The following is a 15,754-nucleotide window of genomic DNA, read 5'->3' as shown; positions in this document are numbered from 1 at the left end:
TAAAGGATATGTCCATCTTTAAAGATGGACATATCCTTTTAATATCTATAAATTCTCACAATTAAATATATTTTTGTTGATAAGTTGCTCATTTCTATTGAATTTTTTAACAATTTCAGATATTATTAACAGGTAGTTGTAAATAATTTGGAGATGTATCGAAGAGGTCATAACGGGGCGCACTCGAAATGCGTTAGCCTTCACGGGCACGTGGGTTCGAATCCCACCATCTCCGCCAAGTTTTAGTATTTGACACAACCTTTTCATTATACTAAAATAAAAATATATGCACGCATAGCTCAGTAGGATAGAGCGAGGCTCTCCTAAAGCCTAGGCCGGGGGTTCGATTCCTCTTGCGTGCACCAAAGACTAACGGTCTTTTATTTTTTAAGGAGTCTGAAATCAGACTCCTTAATTTTTATATACTATTTTTCCATCTGCTATTGTATATTTTATTTTTCCGAATAATTTTTCTCCTATGAATGGAGAATTTTTTGCTTTTGAACGAAACTCTCCTACTACATATTCTTCATTTTCATCAAATATAACTATATCTGCCGCAGCGCCGACTTCAATTTTTCCGGCGGAGAGATTATATAGTCTTGCAGGATTTACAGTCATCTTTTCAAGCAGTTTAATAAGAGATAACTTACCTGTCTTTACAAGATTTGTTATTCCAAGAGACAATGCGGTCTCAAGTCCTATTATTCCACTTGGAGCTGCTAAAAAGTCTCTATTTTTTTCTTCTTCAGTATGCGGTGCATGATCTGTTGCAATGATTGTTATCGTATCATCAACTAATCCCTGAATTATTTTTTCTCTATCTTTACTTGTTCTTAGAGGCGGATTCATTTTTGCAAGTGTTCCCCTTTCAAGTATCAAATCTTCCGTACACGAAAAATGATGTGGTGTTACCTCTGCAAATAAATTAGCTCCTTGATTTCTATAAAATCTTACTATATCTACGGCTTCTCCCGAACTTATATGCTGAATGTCAATTTTTGCTCCCGTATAAAGACAAATTGCTCCATCTCTTGCAACAAGAACATCTTCAGAAACTGACGGAGCTCCATACAATCCCATAGAATCTGAAATTTTTCCATGATTCACACCATTTTCTCGGTTTAACATAGGATCTTCTTCATGAAATGATATTGGAACATCTAATTCTTTTGCAATCATCATTCCCTCTAAAATTAATTTTGTATCCGTATTTGGAATCCCGTCATCAGAAAAACCCACACATCCTCTTTTTACAAGTTCTCTCATATCACTAAGTTTTTCATTTTTAAATCCAAGAGTAAGAGCTGCTATTGTATATACATGTATCGGAGATTTTTTTGCCTTGTCTAAAAAATATTCCAATGTATTAATATTATCCATAACAGGTTTTGTATTTCCCATACATACTACTGATGTAAATCCTCCTGCTGCGGCTGCCTCTGATCCTGTAAATATATCTTCTTTTTCCGTAAATCCCGGATCTCTGAAATGAACATGTATATCTACAAGTCCGGGTGCTACAATCAAATTTTCCGCATTAATATATTCTGTTACTTCATCAAATTTTCCGATGCCTACAATTTTTCCGTCTTCAATTTTTATATCAGCTATTTTATCCATGCCGGAGGCAGGATCTATTATTCTTCCATTTTTAATTATCATCTTTAACCTCCTTATCAATAAAATTATATTGTAAAATAATTTATATTGTAACTGTTTTTTATCATTTTATTTATTTTTAATTTAAGGCTCAAAAAAACCTCCCTAAAGGGAGGTTTCTTTAAATTAAAGCATTCCAAGTAAAAGTGGTGCATCCGGTCCTGTAGGAATTCCTAAGAAGAACCAAACTGACATTAGTATTGTCCAGAATAATAAGAAACTCATTGAATATGGAAGCATCATTGAAATAAGAGTTCCAAGTCCTGATTCTTCGTCATATTTTTGCATAAATACAACTATCATAGCAAAATAACTCATAAGCGGAGTTATGATATTTGTTGAAGAGTCTCCTATACGATATGCAACTTGTGTAAGTGCAGGATTAAATCCAAGTCTATACATCATCGGCACAAAGATTGGAGCCATGATAGCCCATTTTGCTGATGCAGAACCCATAAATAGGTTTAGGAAAGCTGAGATTAGGATGAATAGTATTATTAGTGGTAATCCTGTTAATCCTATGCTCTCTAAGAAATTTGCTCCCTTGAATGAAAGCATAATTCCCAAGTTTGTCTTTCCGAAATATGCAACAAATTGTGCAGCGAAGAATGCAAGAACCATATATCCGCCCATTGACTTCATTGCTGCTGTCATAGCTGCAACTAAATCATAAGATGTCTTTATTTTTCCTATTGTTCTTCCGTAAACCAAGCCAGGAATTAAGAATAATAAAAGCATTGCAGGAATTAATCCGTCATGTAAGAATGCCTTTAATGTCATTTTTCCTATGTCTTCTTGTAATGTTCTGAATATTGCATTTTGAGGGAACATTAAGAATGCCATAACAGCCACATAAACAACCAATGCTATAAGTGCATTTCTAAGACCCTTGTTTTCAAGTTCAGAAATAGGTGCATTATCAGGTCTATAAGAGCCTTTATATTCGCCTAAGTTCTTTTCTACTATCTTATCAGTTACAAATGTTCCTACAATTGTTAAGAATATTGTAGATACTGCAAGGAAATACCAGTTACAAGTTGGTGCTAAACTCATGTCTATTCCTGCTGCTTTTAGAGCTTCATTTGTAATGTTTGTAAGTAGAGGGTCAGTTGTTCCAAGAATAAGGTTAGCTGAGAAACCTCCGGATACACCTGCAAATGCTGCCGCAAGTCCTGCAAGCGGATGACGTCCGGCCATTGCAAACAATATTGCTCCGATAGGAATTACTACTACATAACCTGCATCTGATGCTATATTTGACATAATACCGGCAAATACAACTATCGGTGTTAACATTTTTGGATTTGCATTGTACAACAGTTTTTTAAGTGTTGCATTAAAAAGTCCTGTCCATTCAGCAACCCCTACACCAAGCATAGCTACAAGAACTGTTCCCAATGGAGCAAATCCTGTAAAGTTTGTAGTTGCTGAATTGAAGATGTACCTTAATCCATCGGCATTAAAAAGTGAAACAACTTCTTTTGTTACTTCTTCTCCCGCCTTTGCATCAAAATAAGTTATAGGCTCGCCCTTTGCAGCAAAATGAGAAATTATAATTACTATTACTGATAAAATTACAAAGAGCATTGCAGGATGAGGAAGTCTATTTCCTATTCTCTCTACACCCTTTAAAAACCCACTTATTTCTTGTTGATTTTTCTTTTCTTTTGACATAATATCCTCCTTTTTTATTTGATACCTCAATTATAATATATAGCTCATTAGTAATGCAATCGTTTTGTACTGTGTTTTTTAATTCATACTCTTTTGTTGTAATTTACTTTGTTCCAAAAGTATTGATTTATCAATTTTAATTAATATGTATACTAAATGTGCTATGTATTATAGATTTTTCCTATTAATTTCATTCAATATTTAATTTAATTACTTTATCAATTAAAATTAATGTTATTTAAGTTTTAATTTTATGGTCAATATGTTAAAATGCTATTATATTAAGGAGGGGTTTTTATGGCAGAATATAGTGCCTTTGATGTACTTGGTCCTATAATGATAGGTCCGTCAAGCTCTCATACGGCAGGAGCGTGTAGAATCGCAAGGACTGCTCTTAAAATCTGCGGTTCAGATTTTACAAAAGTGGAATTTTTATTACACGGTTCTTTTGCGCTCACTTATAAGGGACATGGAACTGATAAGGCGTTGGTCGGTGGTATTATGGGATATGAGCCTGATGACGAAAGAATCAGAAGTTCTTTTGAAATAGCACACGATACAGGTGTAAATTATGAAATTAAAACTACAGACTTGGGTGAAATTTATCATCCCAATTCAGTTAAGGTAGTATTTCATTTCGACTATAAAGACGATGAATATGTAATAGGTTCTTCTATCGGCGGTGGTGCAATTATCATAGTAAATATAAACGGAATGCCTGTCGAGTTTAGAGGAATGTTTCCTACACTACTGTTAAAGTATCACGAACAACAGGGTGTTATTGCATATGTATCTTCTATTTTAACTTCCGAAAAGTATAATATAGAGTCCATTAATACAGACAAGAATCCATTAACGGAAATTGTAACTCTTACTCTTGAAATAGACAGAGCTCTTACTCAAGATTTACAAGATAAAATACTGACTTCGGATAAATTTATAACTGCAAAATACTTGGGGGTGTAATATGTTAAATACAGCTAATGAAATTATAAATGCATGTAAAGAAAATAATTGTCATATATACGATCTTGTTATTGCAGAGGAAATGAAAAACTCTAAAAAAACTGAAGAAGAAATAAGACAACATCTTAATATAGTAATTGATGTAATGAGAAAATCGGCTGCTGAAAATCTAAATAAATCAAATGTGACAAGATTTAAAATGACAGACGGATTTGCAAAAATTACAAATGATTATGCTGAAAATCAAGAACCTATAATTGGAAAATTCTTGATGCACACCATGGCAATGGCATTTTCAACAAGTGAAGTAAATGATGCCATGGGAAAAATTGTTGCTGCTCCTACTGCAGGTTCATCAGGTATAATGCCTGCAACAATTGTCTCTGCAATTGAAAAATATAATTTTGACAACGAAACTGTTCAAAACGGTCTTTTGACTTCAATAGCAATAGGTCAAATTATAGCAAAATATGCTACCTTTGCCGGAGCTGAAGGAGGATGTCAGGCAGAATGCGGTGCTGCATCCGCAATGGCTGCAAGTGCCCTTATTGAAATGATGGGGGGAACTCCGGAACAGGCACTTCATGCCGCAAGTATAACAATCATAAATGTCATAGGACTTGTATGCGATCCGATAGCAGGACTTGTTCAATACCCATGCACATTCAGAAATGCTTCAGGTGTTGTAAATGCATTTATATCAGCAGATCTCGCCTTAGCGGGCGTTACATCTTTTGTTCCTTTTGACGAAGTTGCACAAGCTATGGGAGAAGTCGGTAAACTTATGCATGAATCTCTAAGAGAAACCGGACTTGGCGGGCTTGCCGGAACTAAAACCGGAAAGAGAATAAGAGATGAATTTTTAGGAAAAACATGGGGAAATTAAAATGAGTGAACAAACTACAAAAAAGAAAATAGGTCTTATACCTAGACTATTAATTGCAATAGCTTTGGGTATTTTAGTTGGTAAGTATTGTCCTGAAATAGTAACAAAAATAGCAGTTACAATTTCAGCTAATTTCGGTAAATTTTTAGGTTTCATAATTCCGCTTATGATTATTGCTTTTGTAACAAAAGGTATTTCAGATTTATCTGAAGGTGCAGGAAAGCTGCTTCTCGTAACAGTTATTCTTTCTTATGCATCTACACTTATAGCAGGTTCTTTATCATATGCAATGGCAAGTAATATATTCCCAAGCTTTATTTCACCGGAAATGGTCGAACAAATTAAGGATGCTTCAGGAAATGATTTATCTCCTTTCTTTACTATTCCTCTAAATCCGATAATTGAAGTTACTGCCGCTCTTGTACTTGCATTTATGCTTGGTCTTTGTGTTTCAATTTTAAGACAAAAGGGTTCAGGAGAAACTTTTTATAAAATAATAGATGAATTTAATAAGATAATAAATCTTGTACTTGAAAAGGCAATTATTCCTTTACTTCCTATCTTTATTTTTGGAAACTTTGCAAATATGGCATATTCAGGTTCAGTATTTGCAATTCTTCAAGTATTCATTAAGATTTTCGGTTGCATAATAGTTCTTCATATAATTTATATATCACTTATGTTTGTTGTAGCCGGAGGATTTACAGGAAAAAATCCTATAGCTTCACTTAGAAGAGCTTTACCTGCATACTTTACTGCAATAGGTACTCAATCTTCAGCAGCTACTATTCCGGTTAATATAAACTGTAATAAAAATATAGGAGTAACAAAGCAAATTAGAGAATTTGTAATTCCTCTATGTGCTACTTGCCATATGCCGGGATCTATGATTACTCTTACAGCATGTGTATTTACATTACTTCATATGTACGATATGCCTCACAGCTACTTCTTAATTTTCAAATTTATCGCAATACTTGGAGTAGCTATGGTAGCAGCACCGGGCGCACCGGGCGGAGCGGTAATGAGTGCTCTTCCATTCTTACCGGCAGTTGCAATAGCATCTGACAGTCCTCTTGCGACAATTTTAATTTCATTATACTTGACACAGGACAGCTTCGGAACTGCTGCAAATGTAACAGGAGATAATGCAGTTTCAATGATAGTTGAAAAAATTTACTACAAAAATATTTTACGCAAACCAATTCCTACAAATGAAAACAAATAAGATTAAAACGCCTTGCTTACTTTAGCAAGGCGTTTTTGTATCTAAATTTATAATTATATATTTTATCTATTATGGTATAATATTAGAAAGGGGGAATTCAAATGTTTGGAAAAATTCTCGTTGTAGATGATGAAGCTGCAATAGCTGAAATTATAGAATACAATTTAAAACGTGACGGATTTGAAGTTGAGCTTGCTTTTGACGGAGAACAATGTCTTGAAAAAGTAAAGAACTCAAACTTTGATTTAATTATTTTAGATGTTATGATGCCGAAAATTGATGGCTTTACCGTTTTAAGAGAGCTTAGAAAAACTAGACATATACCAATTATAATGCTAACCGCCAAAGAAGATGAAGTAGATAAAATACTCGGTCTTGAACTCGGGGCGGACGACTATGTTGTAAAGCCGTTTTCAATGAGAGAACTTACTGCAAGAGTTAAAGCTATTTTGCGAAGATATGATTTTGAAACGGAGACTCCGAATTCAGAATCTAAAGTAATTGAAGCCGGCGATTTAATTATCGATTTGACTAAATATGAAATTAAAAAGAAAGGTAAGGTTATAGATTTAACCTTACGTGAATATGAACTTTTAAAATATCTTGCATCTTCTCCGGGACAGGTTTTTTCCCGTGAAGAACTTCTTGATCAAGTATGGGACTATGAATATTACGGAGATATAAGAACAGTTGATGTCACTGTAAGACGTCTTCGCGAAAAAATTGAAGACAAAGATAAGGATTTTAAATACATTATGACTAAACGTGGTGTGGGATATTATTTCGGAGGTTAAAATGTTTAACAGTATTAAGTACAGATTTATAACTATATATTTTTTACTTGTACTGATTTCAATGTCCATAGTAGGTGCATTTATTATTAATAGACTTGAGGTTCAGCAAACTCAGAATATAGAAGATAATATGACACAAACCTTAAATACTATTATAGGAGCTTCAAATTATATATCTGATGAAAATTGGAGTAATAAAAGTTCACAAATTAAAAACATCTTAAATGAGTGGAGACTGTCTGTCGGTGAGAGTATTTATGCCCTAAGTGCAGATGAGTCTCCAATAATTATTGCATCTACTACAAATAATAAGGATTTAATTGACGGCAAAGAAGCCTTTTCATATAAGGCATTGGAACCGAGCTTAATTTTAAGATCATTACAAGGTGAAACTGCGGATACAATAACCGCAAACGGAGATGTAAGTCTTAATGAAAAACACATTTCAAAGCCGATTTTCTCATCCGATGGAGATGTTAAGGGCATTTTATATATGACTGCAAATTTATCTTCTGTATATAGTCTGCTTAAAGATGCAAAAATAATACTTAGCTATGCAACTCTAATTGCACTTGCAATAACCACACTCCTTGGGTATATAATTGCAATCTCAATAACAGAGCCCATCAGAGATGTTACTACCAAAGCAAGTGAAATGGCGAAGGGCAACTTTGACCAACGTGTAGAAGTAAAAAGCAACGATGAAATCGGAAACTTAGGCTCTATGTTTAACTATCTTACAGAAGAGCTTAATACTACAATAAATCAAATGAATCTTGAAAAAAGTAAACTCAATACGATATTTAATTACATGGCTGAAGGTGTTATAGCTGTTAGCAGAAGCGGTTATTTAATCCACGCCAACCCCATTGCCAGAGAAATATTGGACTTAGATGAAAACTATCTAAAGACAAAACAAGATCTTACAAAACTAAACATATTCGGAATAAACTATTCAGATAACTCATCTCTTGAAGGTGAAAGTGAATTGGAAATAAAAGATAAATTCTTTAAAATAAAATATGCTCCCTATAAAAAAGGAAGACTTACAAACTTGGGACTTATTGTAGTACTTCAAGATATAACAAAAGAACATACTCTTGATGTAATGAGAAAGGAATTTGTTGCAAATGTATCTCACGAACTTAAAACTCCTATAACAACTATACGTTCATATAGTGAAACGCTTCTTGATTCAAAAATGGAGCCGGACGAAGTAAAACACTTTGTAAAAATTATAAATAGAGAAAATACGAGAATGGGCAGACTTGTTTCCGATTTACTCCAGCTTTCAAATATAGACTACAAAACTTCAAACTATGTCTATGAAGAAATTGATACCTATGATATTTTAAGTCAAACTCTTGAAGGTCTTTCTGTAATGATAAAAGAAAAAAATCATAACATCAGTTTGGAAGTGCCTATGGATATAAGAAATATATATGCAGACAGACATGCACTTGACCAAATCTTAATGAATATAATTTCAAATGCAATTAAATATACAGATGAAGGCGGGAAAATTAAAATCAGCGCGACCTCAAACTATTTTAATGTAAATATTATCGTAGAAGATAACGGTATAGGAATACCGGAAAGCGACCTTCCTCGAATATTCGAAAGATTTTATAGAGTTGAAAAGGGCAGAAGTCGTGCTATGGGAGGAACAGGTCTTGGACTTTCAATAGCAAGAGAACTCACTCTATCAATGGGTGGAGATATTAAGATAGATTCAAAATTTAAAGAAGGCACTAAAATTTCAATAAGCTTAAAAGCAGCTTAGGTGATAAAATGAAAAAGCGAGATTTATTATTAAATACATTATTAATAGCATTAATATGTCTTACAATATTTCAAATCAGATTTTTATGGTTTAACCTTCCGGACAGATCAAATGTAATAAAAATCAACAATGAATATAATCCAAAAGAACTTTTTACAGAGCTTTTAAAGCCCCAAAAAATGATTGCCAATTTTGGAGAAGAAAGACATAGCGTAATTTATGTATTTGATGATTTATATAGAGAATATCTAAATACAATTTTAAACATATTTACAGAATCAAAAAAAGAACTTCTAACCGAAATAAGCGCGGAAGAATATATGAAGCTCCAGGAAAACAGATCCATAGTTTTCAAATTCAACCACACTATAACAGAAAATATGTTTTTAAAGCTACTTGGATTTGTAGATAAAGAGCATGACAGCAACAATGTTCCAATACAAGAAATCTATATATCAAATAATGATATAGCAATAGTAAATCAAATAGGATTTTTTAAGGTACATCTTCCTATTGATAAGGATATAACTCAAACCTTAAGCACTATTGAAAATACGGGATATAAAAATTATAAAAATTTTTACGAACTATATTCAATTGAAAAAAATATTTATATACCGCAAAAAAATACAATTACAGCAAGAGATATATACTATTTTTCAAATCTTAAAAATATGGACAGCAGCTATAAAAACAAGCTTGCTGAAAGATTTTTAAATCAGAGTATAGACTATATACGAGAAATAACTCAGATAAACGGTTCAACCTTTGTATATGAAAATCAATACCTTAAATTTTCAAACACAGGTCTCATAGAATATGAAAACGCCGAAAAATTTGAATCTCAAAAAGAAAATTTATATATCTCACTTAGAACTGCACTTAGCTTTATTGCAACAAAAACAGGTATAGCAAAAGATTTATACCTATCTAAAATAGAACTTGTCGAAAACGGAAATAATAAAGGATATAAATTTTCCTTTAATTTAAAGGAAGATTCAATTCCGATAATATTAGATAAACAAGAAAATCACGACTATATAGAAATGGAAGTATTCTCTTCCTTTGTTAAAAGCTACAAACAGATATATCGAAAAGCGGTCAATATGCCTCAAACAGAATTTAAAGAAACGGAAATCTATTCAATTGAAGATATAATTCAAAAAAATTTAATTAAATTTATGCCGGTAGAAGAATATACAAACATTAAAGATATTTTAAAAAATATACAAGATATAAATTTAGCATATATTGATGATGTTTCAAATTTAGAAAAAAACAAACTTACAATGGCAATAAATATAAATTACAACAACAGACAACTTTATTTTTCACTTGATGCCGGAAAATTTTTAATGGAGAGATAATATGGATTGGTCTAAGGCAAAAAATATACTCATAGTAGCTCTTTTAATCGTAAACCTGGTACTATTCGGCTATATTTTTTCAAACTACTATAAAACTCAAGATAAAAGCACATCTAATTCATTCATAAATGAAACTCTTAGACTTCTTGAAAAAAAAGATATAACCGTTGACTGTTATATCCCTAAAAACAAAATTAAACTTCCTTCACTTAGAGTTGAATTTGAATCCTATTCAAATCCGGATTTAAATGAAAAATTTTTTAAGGGTAAGGGTATAATAGAAACTCCAAGCATAAACTTTTCAAGAATAAGTAATGATAGTGAGATGTTAAGTATCTTAAACTCAAGAAGACTAATATATGAAAACTCATATCCAATACAATCGACCGATGATGTGGATTTTAGAGAAGCTCAAGAAATCATCAAAAACTTTCTGATAGAGCATGGATTTGACATTTCAGATATGAAGTGTGTATACACAAAAAAAGAAAATGGAAAATATTATTTAAACTACGCTAAATTATATCACGGAGTAACAGTTGAACGTTCATACTTGAATTTTATATTAGATGGCGATGTTGTAACATATATGGACAGGCTTTGGCTTGATATTTTGGATAAATCTCAATCTGATATCCGTCTTATTTCCGCACCTAAGGCACTTCTAACACTGCTTGATGAAAGTGAGGCTTTCGGCAGAAAAATTACAGACATAGAAGAATGCTTTTACTTTGACCCTGAAGAACAAGGTTATGTAGAAGATATAACAAAGGCCGTCCAGGGAAGAGCAATTCCCGCTTGGAAAATACAATTTGATGACGGGGATGATATTGAAATCGGATCATATTGATTTTATCCAACATAAAATACAAATTAAACAAAAGAGGAATGATTAATCATTCCTCTTTTGTTTAAAACTGTAATATTTAGAAATATGACAATTATTAATTTATAAAACTATTAAAAGTCAACTGATTTTAACATTGCTATTTCAGCGCCACCTATTTTTATAAGTCACAGCTCATATAAATTTAACCATAAACGGTATTAAAAATACTGTAATTATACCTGCTATTGCAATTGAAAGTCCGCTCATAGCACCCTCAATTTCTCCAAGTTCCACCGCTTTTGACGTTCCTACCGCATGAGATGCCGTCCCGATTGAAATTCCGACTGCAACTTTATCTTTAATGCCGAATATTTTAAGTATAATCGGAGCTGAAACAGCTCCTATAATTCCTCTTATCACAATTGACATGGCTGTTACGGCAATACTTCCTCCATATTCCTCACAAAGCGGAATTCCTATTGCAGTGGTAATTGACTGAGGAAGCAGAGATATTGTTATAAACTCGCTTAACCCGAACAACTTGCACAATATAATTATACTTACAAGTGCCACAACAGAACCTGATAATATCCCCATGATTATAGGCACCAAATTGTTAAGAAGTTTATCCAAATTATGATACAGCGGCACAACAAGAGCAACAGTTGCAGGTGCAATCATAAATGATATATATCTTCCTCCAACTTCATAATCTTCATAACTTATATTAAATGTCTTTAAAAAAATTATACAAAGTGCTATTGAAATCAAAAGAGGATTTATCAGGGGACTTTTTATTTTTTTCTTTAAATACATTCCAAAACCGTAGGTTGATGCCGAAAGTATAAGACCGAAATACGGTGAACTAAACATTCTTTCTCCTCCTTTGCAAAGCTGAAACTACTATTCCGGTTACTATAGTTGTTATAATCGTAGAAATTACAATTACAAGTGCTATTGAAACAGTATGACCTTTTATATTGTCATATTCGCTGATTATTCTAACTCCTGAAGGTACAAAGAAAAATGCAAGATTTTTTAAAAGACCGTGTGATGTTTTTTCGACATCTTTTATCTTAATCATCTTAAACATAATGAATACAAATAAAAACACCATCCCGTACACCGACTCCGGTATCGGAAAATTGATAAAATGCTTTGTTACAGTTCCCAAAAACAGACAAAGCACCAAAATTGAAAATTCCTTTAAATAATTCATATTTCACCCCTATATATCATACGTGATTTCTATAATACTTTATTTTTATCCCAATTTCAAATAATAATAATTTTAGTATTTTAATATGATATCTTTATTTTTAGATATCATATTACTTTAAGTTTAATTGTATGTTATCCTATTTTTGTAAGTAATATTAATTTATTTTATTAGGAGGTTTATTATAAAAAGGTTATCTTATTTTTTAACAGTTTTTATGCTTATTTGTTTACTGATATATCCTGCATATGCCCAAAATTACAGTGTACGTGAACAATCAGAACCTTTAATTTTAGAAAATCTCCTTCCTAAAAGGTTGGACGTTATAAACAATCTTTTAAGAGGTTTTGATGATGATGTAATTTATAATTATACAATCAAAAAATATTTCGCTGATACATCTTACATTCCTCAATTTATATATCAAGATTTAAAACAGAATGGAGTTATATTTTCAGGCAGATTACACTTACAATTTGTACAAGATGGTTGGATCACATATAGCGGAAATTTATATGCGGTAGGAACTTATTAAAAATGATTTTCGGTACACTTCAGATTGTTTTCATTTTTGATTTAGATTTTCTTTATGTGTGTCTTTAATACTTAATAGAGATGAAAAAGCTGTTCAGCTTAAAGCATAGATTTATATCTATTTGTCTTTATCTATAACATTACTATCTTATATAAAAGTAAAATCTCTATAGAAAACTTTATCCTAATTTATAGTGAGCTTAGGCTCACTTTTTTTATTTATGTACCATCTATATCAATTTGTTACTATACACTTTTAAACATACTATGGTACAATGTAATATTGGAGGTATATATGATTTTTTGTTCTCTTTCAAGTGGTTCAAACGGGAACTGCGAATATATCGAATATAAGAATACCAAAATTTTAATAGATGCCGGACTCTCCGGCAAAAAGATTGAAGAGCTTTTAAGTTCAATAAATGTATCTGTTGATGAAATTGATGCAATTTTTGTAACTCATGAGCATCTCGACCATGTGAAGGGTGTCGGCGTACTTTCAAGGCGCCATAATTTAAAAGTATTTGCAAATAATAATACCTTAAATGCAATGCTCCCTATAACAAAAGAAATAAAAGCGGAAAATACCTATGTCTTTGAAAATGAAAGACCTTTTTACTTTAAGGATTTATATATAAACCCGATAGGAACATTCCATGATTGCTCATGTGGAAGTTGTTTTTCAATAATCGGAGACAAAAAAATATCTCTTGTTACAGATACAGGATATATAAACGAAGATATTCTTGAACAAATCAAAGATTCAGATTTATATTATCTTGAGGCTAATCACGATTTTGAAATGCTGATGAATGGAAGTTATTCATGGTCATTAAAGCAGAGAATAGCATCAAATAAAGGACATCTTTCAAATAAAAATGCAGCCGAAGCACTAGACAAACTTTTAAACAAGAAAAAGGAAATCGTAATGCTCTCACATCTTTCTAATGACAACAATCTCCCGATGCTCGCTGCAAGAACTGTAAGAGATGAACTTTCTCAAAAAAATATCTTGGAGGGTACCGACTATATTTTAGAGGTATCACCAAGAGAAAATATATCTACAATTCATAAATTATAGGAGGAAATATGAATATACTTCTTACAAATGATGACGGATTTTTTTCAGCAGGTATCAGAGAACTTGCAAAGCAACTCATTTTTGAAGGACACAACATAACTGTCGTTGCACCTGATGTTGAAAATTCCGGTAAAAGTCATTCTATTACATTGATGAAAGAATTAAAATTTAATAAAGTTGAAATAGACGGTCTAAACTGCAATTCTTATAGTGTTTCAGGGACGCCGGCAGATTGTGTACGTACTGCACTTGAGGTACTTGGAAATGATTTTGACTACTGTTTTTCAGGCTGTAACTTAGGTTATAATGCAGGCATGGATATAATGTATTCAGGTACTGTTTCAGCGGCTATCGAAGCAAATGTATTCGGTATAAATGCAATAGCAATCTCTGCTGAATATGATAAAATAAGTGCAGATTTTAAAAGTGCGGCAAAAGTTGCAGTAGAGGTATTTAATAAACTATCATTAGGTTTAAAAACATCTCATGTTTTGAATATAAATGTACCAAAACTTTCTTATGAAAACTTAAACGGAATTAAAATTTGTAAAGTTGGCTGCTCTGTTATGGACAAATACACAACAAGTAAAACCGACGACGGATATATTTTAAAACTTCACGGTAGAAACAAATGTATAAATGTAGAAGGAACAGACAGATATTACTTGGAACGTGGATTTGCAACTGTTACACCTCTAATACACAACCTTACAAATGAAAATCTTGTTAATCTGCTGGGAGAAAGATTATGAAAAATGAAATAAGATATACCTCATCAAATGGAATTGACGAAATTGATGCCATAATTTGGGACTGCGAAAATCCCAAATACATATTACAAATAGCTCACGGAATGTGTGAATACATTGACAGATATGAGCCTCTTGCAAAATTTTTAAATGAAAGAAATATAATAGTTGCAGGAAATAATCATTTAGGACATGGAAAAACAGCAAAAATTCTCGGATATTTCGGCAATGGAGATACTCTTTCAAATGTAATTTCAGATATAAATCTTCTTTCAAATATGCTGAAAGAAAAATATAATCTTCCGATTTATTACCTCGGCCATTCAATGGGGTCGTTTATTATGAGATATTATATTTCAAAATACAATGTTCAAAAATGTATCCTTATGGGAACAGGACATATCAGCAAATTTAATGCAAGACTCTTATACCTATTATCTTCCATAATTATAAAGATAAAAGGTGAAAAATATGTAAGCGGTTTATTATTAAATCTAACAACAGGCTCCTACTCAAATAAGGATGAAGGTATGTATGATTTGATAAGCTACAACAAAGAAAATATAAAAAATTATGTAGAAGATGAATTTTGTGGATATCCGTTTACAGCTAACGGATATAAGACCTTGGGACAATGCCTTGTCAAAATTAACGACAAATCCAACTTAGAAAATACTCCGAAAGATACAGCTTTATTATTTATATCCGGAAGTGATGATGCTGTAGGAGGATTTAAAAAAGGGGTTAGAAAAGTCTATAACAATTATAAAAATTTAGGCTTTAAAAACTTGGAACTCAAATTTTATAAAAATATGAAACACGAAATATTAAATGAAGAAAATAATAAAAATGTGTATGAAAAAATTTATGAATTTTTAGAAAAGTAAAAGGGAAACCTTTTACTTTTTTTACAATCTACTATAATTAAATAATTTTATTGAGGTAAATATATGAAATTTTTAACTCTTACACTATTTTGTAA

Annotated in this window: 15 protein-coding genes and 2 tRNA genes; 13 read left to right on the top strand and 4 right to left on the bottom strand. The window is 31.9% G+C overall.

The features are described 5' to 3' along the window. The first annotated feature begins 149 nt into the window (after positions 1-149). Together M915_RS06620 and M915_RS06615 are read left to right on the top strand one after the other, a co-directional pair. Positions 150-238, top strand: a tRNA-Ser gene (locus tag M915_RS06620). A gap of 50 nt (positions 239-288) precedes the next feature. Next, positions 289-365: transfer RNA gene (locus M915_RS06615), tRNA-Arg, on the top strand. Positions 366-411: 46 nt separating this feature from the next. Here the strand turns inward: M915_RS06615 and M915_RS06610 are convergent. Both M915_RS06610 and M915_RS06605 read right to left on the bottom strand, forming a co-directional pair. Beyond that, positions 412-1,665: a dihydroorotase gene (locus M915_RS06610; RefSeq protein WP_036730492.1), complete on the bottom strand. Its 1,254-nt coding sequence runs from the start codon at positions 1,663-1,665 to the stop codon at positions 412-414. Positions 1,666-1,788: 123 nt separating this feature from the next. Continuing rightward, the gene (locus M915_RS06605) at positions 1,789-3,336 is read right to left on the bottom strand and encodes an AbgT family transporter (protein WP_009221666.1); all 1,548 of its coding nucleotides are present in this window, start codon (positions 3,334-3,336) and stop codon (positions 1,789-1,791) included. 297 nt (positions 3,337-3,633) lie between these two features. Here M915_RS06605 and sdaAB point away from each other — a divergent pair, with 297 nt between their 5' ends. The 7 genes from sdaAB to yycI all read left to right on the top strand — a co-directional run bounded on the left by sdaAB (position 3,634) and on the right by yycI (position 11,210). Then, entirely contained in the window at positions 3,634-4,302 is a 669-nt protein-coding gene (sdaAB, locus tag M915_RS06600; protein WP_036730491.1) for an L-serine ammonia-lyase, iron-sulfur-dependent subunit beta, read from the top strand. A 1-nt stretch (position 4,303) separates the two neighbouring features. Beyond that, positions 4,304-5,188 (top strand): L-serine ammonia-lyase, iron-sulfur-dependent, subunit alpha, encoded by an 885-nt coding sequence (gene sdaAA, locus M915_RS06595; RefSeq protein ID WP_036730490.1) that lies wholly within the window; start codon positions 4,304-4,306, stop codon positions 5,186-5,188. Between the two features lies 1 nt (position 5,189). Next, positions 5,190-6,416, top strand: a complete 1,227-nt coding sequence (locus tag M915_RS06590) for a dicarboxylate/amino acid:cation symporter (protein ID WP_009221665.1) — start codon at positions 5,190-5,192, stop codon at positions 6,414-6,416. Positions 6,417-6,517: 101 nt separating this feature from the next. After that, a complete protein-coding gene (locus tag M915_RS06585) occupies positions 6,518-7,210 on the top strand; it encodes a response regulator (RefSeq protein ID WP_036730488.1) in 693 nt (230 codons plus the stop codon). 1 nt (position 7,211) lies between these two features. After that, on the top strand, positions 7,212-8,993 hold the full coding sequence (locus M915_RS06580; protein ID WP_036730486.1) for a HAMP domain-containing sensor histidine kinase: 1,782 nt from the start codon (positions 7,212-7,214) through the stop codon (positions 8,991-8,993). 8 nt (positions 8,994-9,001) lie between these two features. Beyond that, positions 9,002-10,360: a hypothetical protein gene (locus M915_RS06575; protein WP_036730484.1), complete on the top strand. Its 1,359-nt coding sequence runs from the start codon at positions 9,002-9,004 to the stop codon at positions 10,358-10,360. 1 nt (position 10,361) lies between these two features. Continuing rightward, positions 10,362-11,210, top strand: coding sequence for a two-component system regulatory protein YycI (gene yycI, locus M915_RS06570; protein ID WP_009221661.1), 849 nt, complete (start codon positions 10,362-10,364; stop codon positions 11,208-11,210). A gap of 171 nt (positions 11,211-11,381) precedes the next feature. Here the strand turns inward: yycI and M915_RS06565 are convergent, their stop codons facing one another. Both M915_RS06565 and M915_RS06560 read right to left on the bottom strand, forming a co-directional pair. Continuing rightward, positions 11,382-12,062 (bottom strand): LrgB family protein, encoded by a 681-nt coding sequence (locus tag M915_RS06565; protein ID WP_036730482.1) that lies wholly within the window; start codon positions 12,060-12,062, stop codon positions 11,382-11,384. Then, on the bottom strand, positions 12,055-12,408 hold the full coding sequence (locus M915_RS06560) for a CidA/LrgA family protein (RefSeq protein WP_009221659.1): 354 nt from the start codon (positions 12,406-12,408) through the stop codon (positions 12,055-12,057). The genes M915_RS06565 and M915_RS06560 overlap by 8 nt, the downstream gene beginning before the upstream one ends. Positions 12,409-12,625: 217 nt before the next feature. Between M915_RS06560 and M915_RS06555 the strand changes: the two genes are divergently transcribed. The 4 genes from M915_RS06555 (at position 12,626) to M915_RS06540 (ending at position 15,659) form a co-directional block, all read left to right on the top strand. After that, the gene (locus M915_RS06555; protein WP_036730480.1) at positions 12,626-12,943 is read left to right on the top strand and encodes a hypothetical protein; all 318 of its coding nucleotides are present in this window, start codon (positions 12,626-12,628) and stop codon (positions 12,941-12,943) included. A gap of 294 nt (positions 12,944-13,237) precedes the next feature. After that, positions 13,238-14,023 (top strand): MBL fold metallo-hydrolase, encoded by a 786-nt coding sequence (locus tag M915_RS06550; RefSeq protein WP_036730478.1) that lies wholly within the window; start codon positions 13,238-13,240, stop codon positions 14,021-14,023. 8 nt (positions 14,024-14,031) lie between these two features. After that, positions 14,032-14,775 carry a 5'/3'-nucleotidase SurE gene (surE, locus tag M915_RS06545; RefSeq protein WP_009221656.1) on the top strand — a complete coding sequence of 248 codons (744 nt, stop codon included), beginning with the start codon at positions 14,032-14,034 and terminating at the stop codon, positions 14,773-14,775. Further along, the gene (locus M915_RS06540) at positions 14,772-15,659 is read left to right on the top strand and encodes an alpha/beta fold hydrolase (protein ID WP_036730476.1); all 888 of its coding nucleotides are present in this window, start codon (positions 14,772-14,774) and stop codon (positions 15,657-15,659) included. Before surE ends, M915_RS06540 begins: the two co-directional genes overlap by 4 nt. The last annotated feature ends 95 nt before the right edge of the window (positions 15,660-15,754 follow it).

This window comes from Peptoniphilus mikwangii, assembly GCF_000468535.1.
Taxonomy (GTDB): Bacteria; Bacillota; Clostridia; order Tissierellales; family Peptoniphilaceae; genus Anaerosphaera; species Anaerosphaera mikwangii.
Note: the sequence above shows the minus strand (reverse complement) of the source record. Positions and strands in the feature narration are given on the sequence as shown.